The organism is Pigmentiphaga sp. YJ18 (assembly GCF_038066655.1).
GTDB lineage: Bacteria > Pseudomonadota > Gammaproteobacteria > Burkholderiales > Burkholderiaceae_B > Pigmentiphaga.
In genome coordinates this window covers 452501-471113 of the sequence record NZ_JBBUKU010000001.1, presented here as the reverse complement: position 1 = coordinate 471113, position 18613 = coordinate 452501, and the positions used below count along the sequence as shown (strand labels likewise).

15 protein-coding genes are annotated in these 18613 nt (G+C 69.5%); 8 read left to right on the top strand and 7 right to left on the bottom strand.

The features are described from left to right. Positions 1 to 105: 105 nt before the first annotated feature. Positions 106 to 1302, bottom strand: a complete 1197-nt coding sequence (locus WKR98_RS02320; protein WP_341431925.1) for an MFS transporter — start codon at positions 1300 to 1302, stop codon at positions 106 to 108. Between the two features lie 103 nt (positions 1303 to 1405). Then, a complete protein-coding gene (locus WKR98_RS02315; RefSeq protein WP_202865571.1) occupies positions 1406 to 2320 on the bottom strand; it encodes a hypothetical protein in 915 nt (304 codons plus the stop codon). Positions 2321 to 2900: 580 nt separating this feature from the next. Here WKR98_RS02315 and WKR98_RS02310 point away from each other — a divergent pair. Then, complete coding sequence (locus tag WKR98_RS02310) at positions 2901 to 5129, top strand: NADP-dependent isocitrate dehydrogenase (RefSeq protein WP_341431924.1); 2229 nt, start codon at positions 2901 to 2903, stop codon at positions 5127 to 5129. Between the two features lie 164 nt (positions 5130 to 5293). Here the strand turns inward: WKR98_RS02310 and WKR98_RS02305 are convergent, their stop codons facing one another. From WKR98_RS02305 to WKR98_RS02295, 3 genes are read right to left on the bottom strand one after another with little or no spacing between them, the layout of a single operon-like run. Continuing rightward, positions 5294 to 6073, bottom strand: a complete 780-nt coding sequence (locus WKR98_RS02305) for an SDR family NAD(P)-dependent oxidoreductase (RefSeq protein WP_238160212.1) — start codon at positions 6071 to 6073, stop codon at positions 5294 to 5296. Positions 6074 to 6084: 11 nt separating this feature from the next. Continuing rightward, positions 6085 to 7077 carry a Bug family tripartite tricarboxylate transporter substrate binding protein gene (locus WKR98_RS02300; RefSeq protein ID WP_341431923.1) on the bottom strand — a complete coding sequence of 331 codons (993 nt, stop codon included), beginning with the start codon at positions 7075 to 7077 and terminating at the stop codon, positions 6085 to 6087. A gap of 40 nt (positions 7078 to 7117) precedes the next feature. After that, positions 7118 to 8785 carry a GMC family oxidoreductase gene (locus WKR98_RS02295; RefSeq protein WP_341431922.1) on the bottom strand — a complete coding sequence of 556 codons (1668 nt, stop codon included), beginning with the start codon at positions 8783 to 8785 and terminating at the stop codon, positions 7118 to 7120. A gap of 79 nt (positions 8786 to 8864) precedes the next feature. Here WKR98_RS02295 and WKR98_RS02290 point away from each other — a divergent pair, with 79 nt between their 5' ends. Continuing rightward, on the top strand, positions 8865 to 9797 hold the full coding sequence (locus WKR98_RS02290) for a LysR family transcriptional regulator (RefSeq protein ID WP_341431921.1): 933 nt from the start codon (positions 8865 to 8867) through the stop codon (positions 9795 to 9797). 1 nt (position 9798) lies between these two features. Here the strand turns inward: WKR98_RS02290 and WKR98_RS02285 are convergent, their stop codons facing one another. Next, positions 9799 to 10722, bottom strand: coding sequence for a LysR family transcriptional regulator (locus WKR98_RS02285; protein ID WP_341431920.1), 924 nt, complete (start codon positions 10720 to 10722; stop codon positions 9799 to 9801). Between the two features lie 177 nt (positions 10723 to 10899). On the opposite strand from WKR98_RS02285, the gene WKR98_RS02280 reads away from it, so the two are divergent. The 3 genes from WKR98_RS02280 (at position 10900) to WKR98_RS02270 (ending at position 15196) form a co-directional block, all read left to right on the top strand. Beyond that, positions 10900 to 12267: a Rieske 2Fe-2S domain-containing protein gene (locus WKR98_RS02280; protein WP_124691682.1), complete on the top strand. Its 1368-nt coding sequence runs from the start codon at positions 10900 to 10902 to the stop codon at positions 12265 to 12267. A gap of 40 nt (positions 12268 to 12307) precedes the next feature. After that, positions 12308 to 13273 (top strand): Bug family tripartite tricarboxylate transporter substrate binding protein, encoded by a 966-nt coding sequence (locus WKR98_RS02275; protein WP_161567978.1) that lies wholly within the window; start codon positions 12308 to 12310, stop codon positions 13271 to 13273. A gap of 123 nt (positions 13274 to 13396) precedes the next feature. After that, a complete protein-coding gene (locus WKR98_RS02270) occupies positions 13397 to 15196 on the top strand; it encodes a PAS domain S-box protein (RefSeq protein WP_341431918.1) in 1800 nt (599 codons plus the stop codon). Positions 15197 to 15217: 21 nt separating this feature from the next. Here the strand turns inward: WKR98_RS02270 and WKR98_RS02265 are convergent, their stop codons facing one another. Next, positions 15218 to 15979 carry an IclR family transcriptional regulator gene (locus tag WKR98_RS02265; protein ID WP_124691679.1) on the bottom strand — a complete coding sequence of 254 codons (762 nt, stop codon included), beginning with the start codon at positions 15977 to 15979 and terminating at the stop codon, positions 15218 to 15220. An 18-nt stretch (positions 15980 to 15997) separates the two neighbouring features. On the opposite strand from WKR98_RS02265, the gene WKR98_RS02260 reads away from it, so the two are divergent. Genes WKR98_RS02260 through WKR98_RS02250 form a run of 3 tightly spaced genes read left to right on the top strand, consistent with a single transcriptional unit; the run spans position 15998 to position 18587 of the window. Further along, positions 15998 to 16561, top strand: coding sequence for a MaoC family dehydratase (locus tag WKR98_RS02260; protein ID WP_341431917.1), 564 nt, complete (start codon positions 15998 to 16000; stop codon positions 16559 to 16561). An 11-nt stretch (positions 16562 to 16572) separates the two neighbouring features. Next, positions 16573 to 17427 carry an HpcH/HpaI aldolase/citrate lyase family protein gene (locus tag WKR98_RS02255; protein ID WP_341431916.1) on the top strand — a complete coding sequence of 285 codons (855 nt, stop codon included), beginning with the start codon at positions 16573 to 16575 and terminating at the stop codon, positions 17425 to 17427. Between the two features lie 2 nt (positions 17428 to 17429). Continuing rightward, on the top strand, positions 17430 to 18587 hold the full coding sequence (locus WKR98_RS02250; RefSeq protein ID WP_341431915.1) for a CaiB/BaiF CoA transferase family protein: 1158 nt from the start codon (positions 17430 to 17432) through the stop codon (positions 18585 to 18587). Positions 18588 to 18613 lie beyond the last annotated feature (26 nt).

Genomic DNA, 18613 nt, shown 5'->3' with positions numbered 1-18613 from the left:
GGGCCGTCCCAAGGCGGGTCCCGGCCCCCTTGGGGGGCTGCCGCGTAGCGGCTGGAGGCCCACCATTCGGGGCCCGCGTAAGCGGGTAGGGGGTGGGCTTCCCCCTCAGCGCGTAGGGGGGGATCTCTTCGGAAGCCAACGCCAGAGTACGGCGGCGGCGGCCAGGCCCAGTGTGCCCACCGAGGCAACCCCTATCGTCAACGACGCCACGGCCGTAATGGCCGACAGGATGACCGGCCCCAGGCTGTTGCCCACGTCGGCGATCAGGCGCCAGATGCCCAGGAATTCCGTGCGGCCGTGGGCGGGCGAGGAATCGGCCCCCAGCGTCATGACGATGCCCGAACTGATGCCGTTGCCGAAGCCCAGGATCAGCGACACGATCAGGAAGGGCACGACGCCGGTCGTCAGCGAGGTGGCCATCAGCGCGCCGCCCATCAGCAGCACGGACGGCAGCGCGACCCACAGGCGGCCGCGCCGGTCCATGATCGTGCCGGCCGGATAGAACACCGACATGTCGATGGCGGCGACCAGGCCGTAGATGATCGAGGCGGCGGTCGGGGCGAGCCCCAGGTGGTCGGCCCACAGCGGGATCACGACCTGGCGCGACGAGCGCAGCGCGCTGACCAGCAGGATGCCCAGGCCCAGGGTCAGGAAGACCTTGGCATGGTCGCGCGCGATGTCCTGGACCCGCGGCTTGGCGCGCGCCGTGCCGACGTGGACTTCGCCGGCCATCTCGGGCGCCAGCCAGGCGATCAGTCCGGCGCCCGAGATGCCGACGGCCGCCACCCAGTACGCGCCGTCCAGGCCGACGAAGTGGATCATGGCCGCCCCGGCGAAGGGACCGATGAACACGCCGATCCGGTTGGTGCCGCCCAGGGTCGAAAGCGCCCGCGCCCGCATGTAGGGCGGCACGGCATCGATCAGGTAGGTCTGGCGGGCCAGCATGAATACCGACGCGGCCATGCCCACCAGGAAGACGCCCAGGCCCAGCATCCAGGCGTGGGTGGCGAAGATGCACAGCAGCAGCGCCAGCACGCTGAACGCGGCCGCCCCCGCCATGGACCGCCGTTCCCCGTAGCGGGACGTGATCATGGCGGCCGGGATGTTGCTGACCAGCGAACCTATGCCCATCAGCGACACGATCAGTCCCGCCACGGCCACCGAGGCGCCGAGTTCGCGGGCGCTGAGCGCGATGACCGGGAGGATGGCGCCGTTGCCGATGCCGTAGAGGACTGATGGACCGAATGCCGGGACGGCGATTTGCTTGAGGCTGAAGGGGGTGTCGCTGCGCGGCGCTGTCATTGCGGGGGGACGGGGCTGGAGCGGGGCCGGCGGGCGCCGCGTGTGATCGATGCCGCAATTGTCGCGCAAATCGGCGCCGGCGGCCCGCCCCCCGTTCGTGCCGCTAGACGATGTCGTCCCGGCTCCGGCCGCCCACGGTGGCCATCCAGCTCGCCACGAAGGCGCCGATCAGCATGGACGCGAAAGCCCACAGGGCGAAGGCGGCGGCCGCCTTGCGCGCCGTGTCCGCCGCCTGCCGCGCGGTTTGTTCCGCCTGCTGGGCGGCCTGCCGGGCGCGGGTGACGATGTCGTCCACCCGCTTCTCGGCGGTGGCCTGGTCGGCGCCGGTCTGCGCCGCGACGACACGCGCCAGGTAGCCCCGGTCCTCGGCGTTCAATTCCCCGCGGGCCACGCTGGCGGCGACGATGCGGCCGACTTCCGCCCGCGCCGCGCCCGGATCGCCGGCCGGGTTGGGCTGGTCGCCCCGCAGCAACAGATCGGCCACGTAGTCGGTCGGCATGCCGCCCGCATCCGTCCGCGCCGCCTGTCCGGCGGCGGCCGTGGCCGCGGCACCGGTACCCGCCGCGATCGTGGCGCCCGCCTTCGCGGTGCCGGCCGCGGCCGACATCAGCGCCGAGCCGACCACCATGGCGCTGACGACGGCGCTCAGCGCCCATACCAGGAAGCCGTGCGCGGTGTCGCGGAAGTAGGTCTCGTCGGTATGGATGCCGACCCACTTCGTGCGCAGCCGTCCGGCCAGGTAGCCGCCCAGGCCGTACGCGATGATGTGGGTCAGGATCATCCATACGACGGCGCCTATGCCCAGCGTGGTGGCCGAGGCGCCTTCGCCGGACCAGGGCGACATCGAGACGAAGCCCAGTCCCGCGCCGCCGGCCAGCAGCATGAAGGAGACCGCCGAGGCGATGACGGCGCCGGCGATGATGGCGGCCCACGAGACCGCCGAGGCGGGGGACTCGTTCGCGCGCGCCAGGGCGGGGCTGGTGACGTAAGAATTACCTGCGGATGTAGCGTTTTCCATGAGGTGGCCTTTTCTTGTGGTTGGAAGGAGGCGTGGACCGCGAAGCGGCGCGGGCGCTAGTGCCAGAACAGGGCGAGCAGGATGATGATGGGAATGGGGACGCCCAGGAGCCAGAGCAGGATGGCGCGCATTGAAGATCTCCGAACAAGAGGGTGGATGGACGGCGGAGGCATGAACGCCCGCCGCGGGCGTTCCGATTGCGCAAGCGCCGTGCCCGGTCGAGCCGGAAAGGCTCGCTCGTGGCCGGATCGCGGCGGGCGCCGCGGCCGCCAGCGTTCTCCGTTGTGCATGGGCGTGCATGACGAGGTCGGCTTCCCGGCGTTTCCACCCGGGCGCCCACCGGGCCGGCAGTGATAAAATCCCACTCCGCATTGTGAAAGCCGCGGTTCCGGGGCCGGGAGGCCCGGGCCGCCACGGCATTCGCGAGGACGCGATTCTTCAGGCAATCGAAACCGGCGCGCGGGTGCCAGGGCGCACGCGCGACGTCCCCCTGCATGGCCGCCCGCGCCATGCCCGGCCCCCTCGGGGGGTTGTCCGAGAATCTCCGCTACTTCCGTAATCGAGTGAGATTCAATAAAGAATGTCTACCACGTCGAAGATCATCTACACCCTCACTGACGAAGCGCCTGCACTGGCGACGTACTCGCTGCTGCCCATCGTCCAGGCTTTCACCCGTTCCGCCGGCGTAGACGTCGAAACGCGGGACATCTCCCTCTCCGGCCGCATCATCGCCGTGTTCCCCGAGTACCTGACCGACGCGCAGAAGATCTCGGACGACCTGGCCTACCTGGGCCAACTGGCGACCACGCCCGAAGCCAACATCATCAAGCTGCCCAACATCAGCGCCTCGATCCCGCAGCTCAAGGCCGCGATCAAGGAACTGCAGCAGAAGGGCTACAAGCTTCCCGACTATCCGGACGAGGTCAAGAACGACACCGACAAGGACGTCAAGGCCCGTTACGACAAGGTCAAGGGCAGCGCCGTGAACCCGGTCCTGCGCGAAGGCAACTCCGACCGCCGCGCGCCGCTGTCGGTCAAGAACTACGCCCGCAAGCACCCCCACAAGATGGGCGCCTGGAACGCCGATTCGAAGTCGCACGTGTCCCACATGGACAGCGGCGACTTCTACGGCAGCGAAAAGTCGGCCGTGGTCCAGAATGCCGGTAACGTCCGCATCGAGCTGGTCGGCAAGGACGGCGCCACCAAGGTCCTGAAGGAAAAGACCGCGGTCAAGGCGGGCGAGATCATCGACGCCTCGACCATGAGCAAGAAGGCGCTGGGCAGCTTCATCGAAGCCCAGATCGAAGACGCCAAGAAGCAGGGCGTGCTGTTCTCGGTGCACCTGAAGGCCACCATGATGAAGGTCTCGGACCCCATCCTGTTCGGCCAGGTGGTTTCCGTGTTCTTCAAGGACGTGCTGGCCAAGCACGCCGACGCGCTCAGGCAGGTGGGCTTCGATCCCAACAACGGCCTGGGCGACCTGTACGCCAAGATCAAGGACCTGCCGGCCGACAAGCAGGCCGAGATCGAAGCCGACATCAAGGCCGAATACGCCAAGCGGCCCGAGCTGGCCATGGTGAACTCCGACAAGGGCATCACCAACCTGCACGTGCCCAGCGACGTCATCATCGACGCCTCGATGCCCGCCATGATCCGCGAATCGGGCAAGATGTGGGGCCCGGACGGCCAGTTGCATGACGCCAAGGCCGTCGTGCCCGATCGCTGCTACGCCGACGTCTACCAGGTCGTGATCGAGGACTGCAAGAAGAACGGCCCGTTCGACCCGGTCACGATGGGCACCGTGCCCAACGTCGGCCTGATGGCGCAGGCCGCCGAGGAATACGGTTCGCACGACAAGACCTTCCAGCTCCCGGCCGACGGCACGGTGCGCGTGGTCGACGAAGCGGGCAAGGTGCTGCTGGAGCAGCCGGTCGAAGCCGGCGACATCTTCCGCATGTGCCAGACCAAGGACGCCCCGGTGCAGGACTGGGTCAAGCTGGCCGTCAGCCGCGCCCGCGCCACCGGCGTGCCGGCCGTGTTCTGGCTGGACAAGAACCGCGCCCACGACGCCCAGGTCATCGCCAAGGTCGAGAAGTACCTGAAGGACCACGACACCAGCGGCCTGGACATCCGGATCCTGTCGCCGGTCGAGGCCACCAAGCTGTCGGTCGAGCGCATCCGCAAGGGCCAGGACACCATCTCGGTCACCGGCAACGTGCTGCGCGACTACCTGACCGACCTGTTCCCCATCATGGAACTGGGCACCAGCGCCAAGATGCTGTCCATCGTTCCGCTGATGGCCGGCGGCGGCCTGTTCGAGACCGGTGCCGGCGGTTCGGCGCCCAAGCACGTGCAGCAGTTCCTGGAAGAGGGCTTCCTGCGCTGGGATTCGCTGGGCGAGTTCCTGGCCCTGGCCGCGTCCATCGAACACCTGGCCGACACGTACAAGAACGCCAAGGCCAAGGTGCTGGCCACGACCCTGGACCAGGCCACCGGCAAGTTCCTGGACGAGGACAAGTCGCCCGCCCGCAAGGTCGGCGGCCTGGACAACCGCGGCAGCCACTTCTACCTGGCGCTGTACTGGGCCCAGGCCCTGGCCGCCCAGACCGAGGACAAGGAACTGCAGGCCGCGTTCGCGCCCATCGCCAAGGAACTGGCCGACAACGAAGCCAAGATCGTGGCCGAGTTGGGCGCGGTGCAGGGCAAGCCGAACGACATCGGCGGCTACTACCGTCCCAGCGCCGAGCTGGCCAGCAAGGCCATGCGTCCCAGCGCCACGCTGAACGCGGCTCTGGCCAAGCTGGGCTAGAGGCCCCCCCTGCGCGCTGACGCGCGCCCCCCAGGGGGCGGCACTGGCGGACCGGCGGAGCCGGATCCGCTGTGCCCTGGGGTGAACGGATGTTCGCTGCGATCTGAATGAAAAACGCCCTCACGGGCGTTTTTCATTTGCGGATCAAGTGCGGCTGTGGGGGACTAATAGGTGGCGCGCCCGCCGGACAGGTCGAAGACCGCGCCCGTGCTGAAGCTGCACGCCCGCGACGACAGCCAGGCCAGCATGGCGGCCAGCTCTTCCACTTCGCCGAAGCGGCCCATGGGAATCTTTTCCAGCAGCCGCTGCGTGCGTTCCGGCGCGATCTCGACGTTGCGGCGGGTCATGGGCGTGTTCAGCACGGTAGGCGCGACGCAGTTGACCAGCACGCCGCTGGCGGCGAATTCCTTGCCCAGGCTTTTGGTCAGCGCGATGACGCCCGCCTTGGCCGCGGAATAGGAGGGCGTGTAGGGATTGCCTTCCTTGCCGGAGGTCGAGCCGACGTTGACCACGCGTCCGTATCCCGCCTGCGCCATGATGGGCATCACGCTCCGGCAGCAATGGAAGGTGCCGGTCAGGTTGACTGCCAGGACGTCGTCCCAGTCGGCCAGCGACGACGAGGCCAGCGGGCCGGGCGGGCGGATGATGCCCGCATTGTTGATCAATATGTCGATCCGCCCCCAGCGGGCAAGGACGGCCTGGGCCGCATGTTCCACCTGCTCGTGGCGCCGCACATCGACCGTGCGTTGATCGATGCCGTCGGCCGTGGCTAGGGCAGCGGCCGCCGCCCGCAGCGCCTCGGCGCCCACATCCCACATCGACACCCGGGCGCCGGCACCCAGCAGGTCCTGCGCGATGCGCAGCCCTACGCCGCTGGCTGCGCCGGTCACGACGGCTACCTGTCCGGAAAAATCGTATTTGACCACCTGTCTCTCCATGTCCATGCCGGACGCTGCTAGTAATCCGCCTTGATGCCCGCGGACTCGGCGAGTTTGCGATAGAGCCGCGTTTCCTTTTCGAGGAAGGCGCGGAAGTGCGCCGGCGACGTGTCCGCCGGCACGCCGGCGTTCTCGAGCACCCGGTCGCGCACCGCCGGGTCGCGCAGGCTGCGGTCAATGGCCGAGGCCAGTACGTCGATGCGCGCGGCCGGCGTCCGTGCGGGCACCAGATAGCCTTGCCAGGCGGCGATGTCCATGCCGGCGATGCCGGATTCCTTCATCGTCGGTATGTCGGGCGCCAGCGCGGGCCGCGCGTCTCCGGTCACCGCCAGGATCTTCATCTCGCCGCTGCGGTGCCGGGGAAAGACCGAGTTCATGTCCGAGAACACCAGTTGCACCTGGTCGCCCAGCACGCCCACGATGGCGGGCCCCAGGCCCTTGTAAGGAATGTGCAGGAGCCGGGTCCCGGTGGCGGACTGGAACAGCTCGCCAGCGAAATGGGGCTGGCTACCAATGCCGGACGAGGCATAGGTGAGCTCGCCCGGGCGCCGCCGGGCCTGCGTCAGCACGTCCCGGATCGAGTCCAGGCCCGAACCGCGACGCGCGGCGATGCAATAGGGCGCGGTGAACATCAGGCTGACCGGCGCGAGCGCATCCAGCAGGCCCCGGCCCGAACGCTGCAGCGCCGCGCCGCGTTCGCGCAACAAGACGGCGCTCGTGACGTAGCTGCCCGTGGCCACGTACATCGTGTAGCCATCGGGCTCGGCGCGGGCGGTGCCTTCCGCCGCCAGCGTGGTGCCGGCGCCGGGCCGGTTCTCGAGCACGATGGGTTGGTGAAGCTCCGCCTCCATGCTGCGGAAGAGAATGCGGGCCAGCAGGTCCGCGCCGCCGCCGGGGCTCAGGCCCAGCAGGGCCTTGACCGGCCGGGAAGGAAAGGTTTCCCCGAAAGCGGGCCGGACGGTGATGGCGGCGCCGGCGGCGATGCCCAGGAAGGTCCGTCGTGTCAGCATGATGTCTCCTTGTTCGCGCCTGTCGCGCGGGTGTCTTTTTTCATCGATTCAGGAACATGGCCGAGATCTTCTCCGCGGCCATCATGACCGGAAGATTGGTGTTGGCGCGCGGCACCGCGGGCAGCAGGGACGCGTCGGCGATCGTCAGCCCCGCCACGCCGTGGACCTGGCCGTCGGGCGATGCCACCGACAGCCTCGATGCCGCCGGGCCCATCGCGCAGGTGCCGACCTGGTGGTACTGGAGCACGATCGACGCCCGCAGCGCCGCCCGCATGGCCTGCGGGCCGGCGGCGCCCAGCAGCGGATCAGGCAGCGGTTTCACCGCCAGCGCATACAGGGGTGACAGGAGTCCGGGCCAGAGGCCGCTGGCGGCTGTCATGGCGCGGCTGGCCAGGCGCGTTGCGGACGTGCGAAAGCCCATCCACGCGGCGGCCTTGCCGAGCTTGACCAGTCCGGTGCCGCGGCCGATGGCGCGTACGCGGGGGCTTTCCAGGAACTCCATCGCGGCGCGCACGCCCATCGACAGGCGCTCGATGTCCGATCGGTGGTCGAGCATGTTGAAGTCGATGGCGGGCGCGATTCGGCTGTCGCCGGAGCGCAGGGTGACCGATCCGCTCGACGCGGGGCGGTGGAGCACCACGTTCAGTACACCCACGTGGCTGCCCGCGGCATGCCACGCGGCCCGGTCCCAGACCGACAGGTAGACGTCGCCGCTGGAGCGATGCGCGCCCGAGGACAGCCGCAGGGCCGCGTGTGCAGTCGGCAGGCCGGGCGGCAGCCCCTTCCTGCCTTTCAGGATGATGCCCAGGGGCAGGGCGCAATGGTTTTGCAGGTTGCGGCCGACGCCGGGCAGGTCCGCCACCGTCCGGATGCCCAGCGCTTCGAGTGCGGCGGCATCGCCGATGCCGGAACGCAGCAGCAGGGTGGGGGTCTGCAGCGCGCCGGCGCACAGGAAGACGCGGGGGGCCAGGAACACCCGTGGGGTGCCGGCCGATTCAGTCTCGACGCCGCGCACGCGTCCTTGTGCTATCCGCAGCCGCAGGCAGCGCGTGTCGGCCAGGATGTCCAGGTTGGTCCGGGCCCGCGTGGCGGTGCCCAGGTAGGCGCGGTTCGCCGAGCATCGGCCGCCCCGGTCGGTCGAGACCGGTTGCACGAAGCAGCCATCGCGAAAGTCGGTGTTGGGATCCGCGATACGCGGATAACCCGCGTCTTCCCACGTATCGAGCAGCGCGTTGCTGAGCCGCCGGTGCGGCGATGCCGCCTGCCGCGCGATGGCGATGGCGGCGGCATCGTCGCAGTCCTGGCGCGGGTCGGCCGATTCGAGCCTGCGAAAGTAGGGCTCCACGTCGCGCCAGCTCCAGCCTTGGGCGCCGGCTTCGCACCATTCGTCGAAGTCCGCCGCGATCCCGCGCATCGCCACCATGGCGTTGATGGACGATGAACCGCCCACGAGCCGGCCCTGCGGGACGCGAGCCATGCGACGGTCGGCGCCGCCCACGATCTGTCCTGTCAGCCCGGGCCATTGCAGCGCCGCGTCGTAGGCCGACAGCGGATAGGGATGGCGGATGGCCGGCGTTTCCAGGGGGCCGGGGTCCAGGCCCGCCTCGAGCAGCAGCACCCGGCACTGGCCGTCCTCCGACAGTCGGCGGGCGACGATGCAGCCGGCGGATCCGGCGCCTATCACGATTGCGTCATAGCTTTTTTCCATGCCGTCACGATAGTCCCGGGATGTGGAGATGGATCCCTGTTTTAAAGATTGGATCAATCTTTTTCATGGATATCAGAAAGTGCCATCCTGCTATGCTGGAACGATGAACGCGCCGCTGCTCGACATCGAATCCGCCCGCTACTTCCTGGCCGTGGCGCAAGCCCAGAGCATTTCCGGGGCGGCCGTGTCGCTCGGCACCGTGCAGTCCAACGTCTCCACCCGCCTCGCCCAGTTGGAAGCCAGCGTCGGCGTGGCGCTGCTGCGCCGGCACAACCGGGGCGTCAACCTGACCAGCGCGGGCGAGGCGCTGCTGCCGCATTGCCGCGAACTGCTGCGGCTATCGGCCAGCGCCATCGCGTCGGTGCAGCAGGGTGCCGGCGGGCGCCCCGAACTGCGCATCGGCGCCTTCCACACGGCCACGGCCAGCCTGGTGCCCGGGGTGCTGTCCGGCTTCATCCGCGAAAACCGGGGCGTGCGGCTGACCGTGCGCGCGGGAACCTCCGAGGAAATCCGCGCCTGCCTGGCCGAAGGGGATATCGATTGCGCCTTCCTGCCTGGCGCGGCGGTGGACGGCACCATGACGGTCCAGGCCCGCTTCAACGAGCAACTGGGCTGGGTGGCGAAGGCGGGAACGGTGCGCCCCGGCGGGCGACCGCTGATGCAGGTGCTGGCCGGACTGCCGCTGTATTCCGTGCGTCGCGGCACGTTGTACGAAGCGTCGGTCCGGCTGCTGTTCCAGGACGCGGGAGTCACCCCCGCGATGCCGCTTTTCCAGGAGGCGGGCTCGGCCGAGATACTGCGCGAGATGCTGGCGCTGGGGGGCTGCTTCACCCTGGCTGGCCGCAGCGTCTTCGCGGCGGAGGTGCAGGCGGGCGTGCTGGAGTTCCATGCCGTGCCGGGGCAGTCGCCCAGGCTGCAACCGGTGCTGGTCGGCATGCGGGGCCGGACCCTGCCGGAGATTCCCGCCTTGTTCATCCGCTATGCCAAGGCGCGGGCCGCGCAGGCGTCCTGAACTACAGCCGGGCCGCCGGCGCCGACGGATAGCCCGGATCGCCGTAGGCCTGCCGCAGGTGGTCGATGAACACCCGCACCCGCGACGGCATGTGCCGGCGCTGGGGTACCACCGCGTAGATGCCCACGGTCGCGACCGCGTAGTCGTCCAGCACCGAGCGCAGCCGGCCGTGGCGCAGGTCGTCCTCGACCTCCCACAGCGCGCGCCAGGCCAGGCCCATGCCGGCCAGCGCCCATTGGTGCAGCGTCGAGCCGTCCGAGCAGCGCAGCGTGCCGGACACCGGCTGCTGCAGCAGGCGCCCATCCACGCGGAACTGCCAATGCCGGGCCTGCATCTGGCTTTCGCCGTGGAAGCACAGGCAGTTGTGGCGGGCAAGGTCGGCGGGGCGCGCCGGTATGCCCGCGCGCTCCAGGTAGGCGGGACTGCCGACCACCACGCGCCGCGTCCCGCCCAGCGGAATGGCGACCTGGCTGCTGTCGGGCGGATCGCCGATGAAGAACGCGCAATCGAAGTCGCCGGTGGGCAGGCTGGCGTAGTGGTCGTGCAGGTCCAGCGTGATGTCGAGCGAGGGGTGGCGCGCCACCAGCGCCGGGATCAGCGGCGCGATGTGGCGCCGCCCGAAGCCCGCGGGCGCGGTCACGCGCAGGTGCCCGTGCGCGCCCGAGGCGCGTGCCGAGACGGCCGCCTCGGCCTGTTCCAGGTTGGCGAGCAGGGCGCGCGCGGCGTCCAGGAAGCCGGCGCCGGCTTCGGTCAGCGACAGTCCGCGCGGGCTGCGATGCACCAGCCGGGCGGCCAGGCGCTGCTCCAGCGCGTCGATGCGTTCGCGCATCACGTTGGGCGCCACGCCTTCGCTGCGGGCCGCGGCGGAAAAGCTGCCGTGCAGCGCCACGGAAACGAAGGATTCGAGCTGTTTGTAATGGTCCATGGCGCGATCCCGGAGGCCGGACGGAACGGGTCGAGTGTGCCATGGCTCTATCGCCACACCTAGCGCTGCGCGTTCGATTGCATCGTATTTACCTACAACTGTATTGACCGTGGCCGGCTTCCCCGGCCGCGGGCCGGCCGGGACAATGCGCTGATCCCCACACCGACGAGGCCCGAGATGGCGCAGGATGTCCGCAACGCAACCCGACCCTACGGCGGCTACGATCGCCGGCCCTCCACGACGCCCGACCGCGAGCTGGCCGAGGTCGGCCGCGGCACGCCCGCCGGCGAGTACCTGCGCCGCTTCTGGCAGCCGGTGGCGCTGGCCGCCGACATCAAGGACCTGCCCGTGCCCATTACCATCCTGGGCGAGGAGCTGGTGGTGTTCCGCGACCGCTCCGGCGATCTCGGCCTGCTGGAGCGCCATTGCAGCCACCGCCGCACCTCGCTGGAGTTCGCGCTGATCGTGGACCATGGGCTGCGCTGCGCCTACCATGGCTGGCACTACGGCGTGGATGGCGCGCTGCTGGACGTGCCGGGCGAGAAGGTGCCCGGCTCGCTGGCGTCCCGCATGTACCATGGCGCCTATCCGGTGCGGGAGTTCCGCGGGCTGGTGTTCGCGTACATGGGGCCGCCCGACCAGCGGCCGCCGTTTCCCGACTACGACTTCATGCACAACGACGAGGAAGAATATCTGCCATTCTGTTGGCATAACCCCTGCAACTGGGTGCAATTGCGCGAGAACACGCAGGATCCCATCCATCTGACCTTCCTGCATTCGATGTTCGACGTGCAGCAATTCGGCGACTACGCCTACGATCTACCCGTCATCCAGGCCTGCGAGACGCCCATCGGGCAGATCACCACCAGCGTGCGGCGCGTGCACGACCTGTACTACTGCCGCGTCAACGAGCTGATCCTGCCCAACATCGCCCGCGTGCCCGACGGCATCCGCCTGGGGGACGCCATTCCCGAGAACATGGCCGGCGAGCCGGGCAGGCGGCAGGCGATCGAGCTGCGCTACCGGCGCCAGCTGCCTTCCAGCCACGGCCTGGGTCTGTCGACCTGGATCGTGCCCAACGACGATTTCAACGCGATGCACATGGGATGGCTGCATTTGTCGCCCAAATGGAGCGAGAAGGCGCGCGCCGACTACCTGGCCACGATCACCTTCGGCCAGACGGGCGAGCGCAGCTACGAGGAACGGCACCGCAATCCGGGCGACTGGGACGCCTGGGTCGCGCAGGGCAGGATGGCGATCCAGGCCAACGAGAACCTGACCGCCGCCGATGCCGGCATCGCCCTGTTCCGCCGCCAGTTGCGGGCGGGCATCCGCGCCGTGCAGGCCGGCGAGCGGCCCAAGGGCATGCGCGCCGAAGGCGAGGGCGTGTGCCCGACCTATGGCTATGCCCTGACGCGGCCCGCCCCCAGCCTGCCGGACGAAGGCGCGGAGTGGGCGGCCAAGCAGGACTATGCCCACGAGATGCAGCAGGACATCCTGGCCCGCCGCGCGCCCGCGCTGGACCGGATGCTGGAACCCGCCTGAACCCCGAAGCCGGCCGCCTTCGTGCGGCCAGGAGAGCGCCGTGAGAATCCTGATCTGCCTGTTGCTGTCCTGTTGTTCCCTCGCGCAGGCCCAGCCCGCGCCTGACGCCGGCTACCCCGCGCGGCCCGTGACCATCGTGGTCGGCTATCCGCCCGGCGCCGGCACCGACGTGCTGGCCAGGCTGGTGGCCCAGCGCCTGGCCAAGCGGCTGGGGCAGCCCTTCGTGGTCGAGAACCTGCCGGGCGCCAGCGGCATGATCGGCGCCAGCCACGTCGCCAAGGCCGCGCCCGACGGCTACACGCTGCTGGTGGCGCCGAATACCCTGTTTCTGGCGGCCCACCTGCTGCCCAAGGCCTCCACGCCGGACGTGGTGCGCGCCTTCGCGCCGGTCATCCAGCTGTCGCAGGGCATGCTGCTGCTGGCCGCGCGGCCGGGCCTGGGTGTATCGGACGCGGCGGGGCTGGTCGCGCTGGCGAAGAAGCGCCCGGGCCTGAGCTACGGCAGCCCGGGCAGCGGTTCGCCCATGCACATCGCCGGGGAACTGTTCAACCGCGCGGCGGGCGTGTCGATCACCCACGTGCCCTACAAGGGCACGGCGCCCGCCATCACCGACCTGCTGGGCGGCCACATCGACCTGATCTATGGCGTGCCCGGTTCGCTCTGGCCCCATGTCCAGGCCGGCAAGATGGTGGCGCTGGGCGTCGTGCAGCCCACCCGCTCCACGCTGCTGCCCCAGGTGCCGACGCTGGAGGAGCAGGGCGTGAAGGGGCTGGACGTGACGACCTGGTACGGCATGCTGGCGCCCGCCGGCACGCCCGCTCCGGTGGTCGCGCGGCTCAACCGCGAGGTGGCGGCCATCCTGGCCGAACCCGACGTGCAGAAGGAGTTCCGCGCGCAGTGGGAAGTGCCGGTGGGGGGCTCGGCGCAAGACTTCACGCGCCGCACGCGCGAGGACTACACGCGGGCGGGCGCGATCGTCGCCGAGTTCGGCATCCGCCTGGATTGACGCCGGCGGGGCGGCTTTCACGTCAAGAAGACTCGTGATGGCCGAAGTTGTGCATGCTCAGGGTTGTCCCTGATCCATTCCCCGGGGCGCGCGCCGAGATCCTGTTATTCAAAGGAGGTCGGCATGTCGGGAACCGCAAGTCGCTTGGCGCGCGTATTGGAATTCCGTTCGGATCGTTCCACCCAGGTGCTGGAGCAGGCCGTCGACGCGGTGGTCAGCATCGACCAGCACAACAACGTGACCTTCTACAACGCCGCGGCGGAGCGGCTGTGGGGCTACGAGCGGTCCGAGGTGATCGGGCGCAACGTGAAGATGCTGGTGCCGCAGGCCATCCAGGCCGCGCACGACGGCTACGTCGACGCCCACCGCGAGACCGGACAGAACAAGATCGTCGGCACCAGCCGCAAGGTGCAGATCGACCGCAAGGACGGCCGCAAGGTCTGGGTCAGCCTGTCGCTGTCGCGGGTCAACATCGGCCGGCACATCACCTATACCGCCTTCGTGCGCGACATCACCGCGCAGCACGAGGAACGCGAGACCATCAACCAGACGCTGGAGCAGGCGCTGGACGCGGTGGTGTCCATCGACGAGAAGAACAACGTTACCTTCTTCAACGCCGCCGCCGAGCGTTTCTGGGGCTACGACCGCTCGGAAGTGATCGGCCGCAACGTGAAGATGCTGGTGCCCCGCGGCCTCCAGGCCGACCATGACCGGCTGGTCGAGGCCAACCGCGAAACGGGCCAGGACAAGATCGTGGGCACCAGCCGCGAGGTGCAGGTCGAACGCAAGGACGGCTCCCAGGTCTGGGGCGCGCTGTCCCTGTCCAAGATCCGGGTCGGCGGCCGCATTCTGTACACCGCGTTCGTCAAGGACATCTCGCGCGAGCGCGCGGTGCGCGAGGTCATCAACCAGACGCTGGAGCAGGCCATCGATGCCGTGGTCTCCATCGACGGCGAGAACAACGTCACGTTCTTCAACTCGGCCGCCGAACGGCTGTGGGGCTACGAGCGGTCCGAGGTGATCGGGCGCAACGTGAAGATGCTGGTGCCGCAGGCCATCCAGGCCGTGCACGACAGCTACGTGAACGCCAACCGCAGCACCGGCGTGGACAAGATCGTGGGCACCAGCCGCGACGTGCGGCTCGAACGCAAGGACGGGGCCAAGGTGTGGGCCTGTCTGTCGCTGTCGCGCGTGAAGGTGGGCGACCGCATCACCTACACGGCCTTCGTCAAGGACATCACGGGCGAGCACAACGCGCGCGAGATGATGAACCAGACGCTGGAGCAGGCGCTGGACGCGGTGGTCACCATCGACGAGCAGAACAACGTCACCTTCTTCAACGCCGCCGCCGAGCGGCTGTGGGGCTACGGCCGCGACGAGGTCCTGGGCAGGAACGTCAAGATGCTGGTGCCCCACGCCATCCAGGCCGGCCACGACCGGCTGGTCGAGGCCAACCGCGAGACGGGCCAGGACAAGATCGTGGGCACCAGCCGCGAGGTGCCCATCGAGCGCAAGGACGGCACGCGCATATGGGGCCTCTTGTCGCTGTCGAAGATACGGCTCGAAGGCAAGATCGCCTACACCGCCTTCCTGAAGAACGTGCAGGCCGAGCACACGGAACGCGAGACCACGCACAGCGCCATGAATTCCGTGCTGGCCTCCAGTGAGCAGATCGGCCAGATCGTCGCGGTCATCAACGAGATCGCCGCCCAGACCAACCTGCTGTCGCTGAACGCGGCCATCGAGGCGGCCCGCGCGGGCGACGCCGGGCGCGGATTCGCGGTGGTGGCCGACGAAGTGCGCAAGCTCGCCATGCGTTCGTCCACGTCTGCCAGCGAGATCGGCACGCTGGTCGAAGAGACCAAGGAGCGGATCAACGAGCTGGCCCGCTCGCTGCGCCTGGACGAGAACGAGGCGCCGTAGGGGCCGGCCCGGCCGCCGGCGTCAGGCCGGCGCCGCGTCGGCGCGGTCGACCTCGGCGGCCAGCCTGGCCGCCGCTTCCACCAGCATCCCGCCGATCTCCCGCACGCGCGGCTTCGCGCGTTCCAGCGGCGCCCCCACGGTCAGCGCATAGGGCGTGCCGTACAGGACGACCGGGGCGGCCACCGACAAGGTGTCCGCCTGGTGCTCGCCCAGGTTCACGTGATAGCCCCGCCGGTCTCCTTCTTCCAGCATTTTTTCCAGCGCGTCCCGTGTCGTCGGCGTCTGGTCGGTGAAGCGCGGCAGCGGCATGCGCGCGAGCAGCGCCTCGCGCTCGGCCGGCGCCATGGCGGCCAGCAGCGCGCGCCCCGACGCGGCGGCGTGTAGCGGCTTGAGTTCACCGGTGCGGGCGGTGAAGCGGACGATGCGCTCGGGTTCGGCCACGTCCAGGTAGAGCGCCTGGCTGCCCGAGCGCTGGGCCAGGATCAGTGTCTCGCGCAGCTTGTCGCGCAGGTCTTCCAGCACCGGCCGGATGCGGGCGGCCAGCTGGTCGTGCTCGGCGATGGCGCGCGCTTCGTTGAACCACCGGCGCGTCAGGTAGTAGCGGCCGCCCGTCTGGTGGGCGTAGCCTTCCCCTTCCAGGGTATCCAGCAGCGCCAGGCAACTGGACTTGGGAAAGCCCAGCGCCGCCGAGATCTGCGTGAGCGAGGCCGGCGCCCGGGTCTGGGCGAAATATTGCAGGATGGTCAGCACCCGCTTGGCGCTTTTCACGTCGTTCGTATTCATGGGCAAAAGTCTATAGGCATGAACGCGAGGGTGCCACTTTCCGGCGCCTGCGCCCGGCCAGGCTTGAATATTGATGTTCAAGTATATAAACTTTTATTCATAAACAAGAACGACGACCAGGAGACGACGATGGCCGGACTGTATTTCGAGCAGTTCTCCCCCGGGCAGGAGTTCGCCCACGACTGGACCCGCACGGTCACGGAAATGGACAACGTGCTGTTCAGCTCCCTGACCATGAACGTGCAGCCGCTGCACATCGATGCGCACTTCGCGGCCCGGACCGAATTCAAGCGTCCGCTGGTGAACAGCCTCTTCACGCTGGGGCTGATGATAGGGATGACGGTGAACGACACCACGCTGGGCACCACGGTGGCCAACCTGGGCATGAGCGAGGTCGCCTTTCCCAAGCCGGTGTTCGCCGGCGACACGCTGCACGTGCGCACCCGCGTGCTGTCGGTGCGCGAAAGCCGTTCGCGCCCCAACGCCGGCATCGTCGAGTTCGAACACCTCGCGCTGAACCAGGACGACGACATCGTCGCCCGCTGCAAGCGCTCGGCCCTGATGCACAAGGCTCCGGCCTAGAGGAGACCGCCATGGTCCGCTCGATGCTGTTCGTTCCGGGCGATGCGCCGCGCAAGTTCGACAAGGCCGCGGCCAGCGTCGCCGACGCGCTGATCCTCGACCTGGAAGACTCGGTCGCGCCCGACCGCAAGGCGGCGGCGCGCGATGCCGTGCGCGCCATGCTCGGCCAGGCGCCGGCCGGCAAGCAGGTGTGGGTGCGCACCAATGCGCTGGACAGCGGCGAGGCGCTGGCCGACCTGGCCGCCGTCGTGCCCGGGCGGCCATTCGGCATCGTGCTGCCCAAGTGCGCCCGGCGCGCCGACCTGGAACGGGCGGCCCACTACCTGGATGCCTGCGAGGCCATGGCCGGCCTGCCCGAAGGCGGCATCCGCATCCTGGCCATCGTTACCGAGACCGCGCGTTCGCTGTTCGGCCTGCACGACTACGCCGGCGCCACGCCGCGGCTGTGGGGGCTGTCGTGGGGCGCGGAGGACCTGGCCGCGGACCTGGGCGCGCGGGGCAACCGCGAGGCCGGCCGCTACACCGAGCCGTTCCGGCTGGCGCGTTCCCTGTGCCTGGCGGCCGCGGCCGCCGCCGGCGTGCGCGCGGTGGACACCGTGTGCGTGGACCTGGACGCGCCCGACATCCTGGAGGGAGAAACGCGCGAGGCGGTACGCGACGGCTTCGTCGCCAAGCTGGCCATCCACCCCCGCCACGTGGAGCCGATCAACCGGCTGCTGACGCCCGACGAGGCTCAGCTGCGGTGGGCGCGGGCGGTGGTCCGGGCGTTCGACGCCCATCCCGGCGCCGGCACGCTGAACCTGGACGGCAAGATGATCGACCGGCCGCACCTGCGGCTGGCGCGCCGGCTGCTGGGAGGGGAATGAACATGGCCGGTCCGCTGGACGGGGTGCGCATCCTGGACATGAGCACGGTCGGCATGGGGCCCATGGCGACGCAGATGCTGGGGGACATGGGCGCCGACGTGATCAAGGTCGAGCCGCCGGCGGGCGACGTGTTCCGCCACGTCACGCCGCAACGCCATGCCGGCATGAGCCATGCCCACCTGAACCTGAACCGCAACAAACGCAGCGTGGTGCTCGACGCCAAGACGCCGCGGGGCCTCGAAGCGCTGCTGGAACTGATCGCCGGCGCCGACGTGTTCGTCTCCAACATGCGCGCGCCGGCGCTGCGGCGCCTGGGGCTGGACCACGAATCGCTGGCGCCGCGCTTTCCCCGGCTCATCCATTGCGTCTGCTATGGCTATTCCGAGCGCGGCCCCTACGCGGGCCGGCCGGCCATCGACGATACGATACAGGCGGCCTCCGGCCTGGCCTGGCTGCAAGGGGCGGCCGGAGCCGAGGCGCCGCGCTACGTGAACTCGGTCGTGGCCGACAAGACCGTCGCGCTGTACGTCTCGAACGCCATCGCCTGCGCCTTGTACGCGCGCGAGCGCACCGGCGCCGGGCAGTCCATAGAAGTGCCCATGTTCGAATGCATGGTGGCCTTCCTGGCGCCGGAACACCTGGCCGGCCGCAGTTTCGTGCCGGCCGAGGGCGAGGCCGGCTATGCCCGGCTGCTGAACGAATACCGCCGGCCCTTCGCCACCCGCGACGGCTACCTGAGCGTGGTGCCCTACACCGACGCCCAATGGCGGCGTTTCTTCGCGCTGGCCGGCGATCCGGGCATGGCGGACGACCCGCGCTATTGCACGGCCCGCGACCGCAGCCGGCATTTCCCCGAACTGTACCGCTACGTCGAGGACACCCTGCGCGCGCGCACCACCGCGCAATGGCTGGAGGCGCTGGAGACCGCCGACATCCCGTTCGCGCCCGTGCACAGCTTCGACGACCTGCTGGCCGACCCGCACCTGGCGGCGCTGGGTTTCTGGCGAGAATGCGAACACCCCACCGAAGGCCGCCTGCGCCAGGCCGGCATTCCCGTGCATTTCGGCGCGACCCCGGGCGACGTGCGCCGGCACGCGCCGGGCCTGGGCGAACACACCGAAGAAGTGCTGGGCGGCCGGACCTGGTCCGTGCCGCGCTGACGACAACCACGACAAGGAAAGAGGAG

Coding starts and splice junctions, on each gene's coding strand:
- WKR98_RS02320 (WP_341431925.1), bottom strand. CDS start 1,302: ATGACAGCGCCGCGCAGCGACACCCCCTTCAGCCTCAAGCAAATCGCC.
- WKR98_RS02315 (WP_202865571.1), bottom strand. CDS start 2,320: ATGGAAAACGCTACATCCGCAGGTAATTCTTACGTCACCAGCCCCGCC.
- WKR98_RS02310 (WP_341431924.1), top strand. CDS start 2,901: ATGTCTACCACGTCGAAGATCATCTACACCCTCACTGACGAAGCGCCT.
- WKR98_RS02305 (WP_238160212.1), bottom strand. CDS start 6,073: ATGGACATGGAGAGACAGGTGGTCAAATACGATTTTTCCGGACAGGTA.
- WKR98_RS02300 (WP_341431923.1), bottom strand. CDS start 7,077: ATGCTGACACGACGGACCTTCCTGGGCATCGCCGCCGGCGCCGCCATC.
- WKR98_RS02295 (WP_341431922.1), bottom strand. CDS start 8,785: ATGGAAAAAAGCTATGACGCAATCGTGATAGGCGCCGGATCCGCCGGC.
- WKR98_RS02285 (WP_341431920.1), bottom strand. CDS start 10,722: ATGGACCATTACAAACAGCTCGAATCCTTCGTTTCCGTGGCGCTGCAC.
- WKR98_RS02280 (WP_124691682.1), top strand. CDS start 10,900: ATGGCGCAGGATGTCCGCAACGCAACCCGACCCTACGGCGGCTACGAT.
- WKR98_RS02270 (WP_341431918.1), top strand. CDS start 13,397: ATGTCGGGAACCGCAAGTCGCTTGGCGCGCGTATTGGAATTCCGTTCG.
- WKR98_RS02265 (WP_124691679.1), bottom strand. CDS start 15,979: ATGAATACGAACGACGTGAAAAGCGCCAAGCGGGTGCTGACCATCCTG.
- WKR98_RS02260 (WP_341431917.1), top strand. CDS start 15,998: ATGAACGCGAGGGTGCCACTTTCCGGCGCCTGCGCCCGGCCAGGCTTG.
- WKR98_RS02255 (WP_341431916.1), top strand. CDS start 16,573: ATGGTCCGCTCGATGCTGTTCGTTCCGGGCGATGCGCCGCGCAAGTTC.
- WKR98_RS02250 (WP_341431915.1), top strand. CDS start 17,430: ATGGCCGGTCCGCTGGACGGGGTGCGCATCCTGGACATGAGCACGGTC.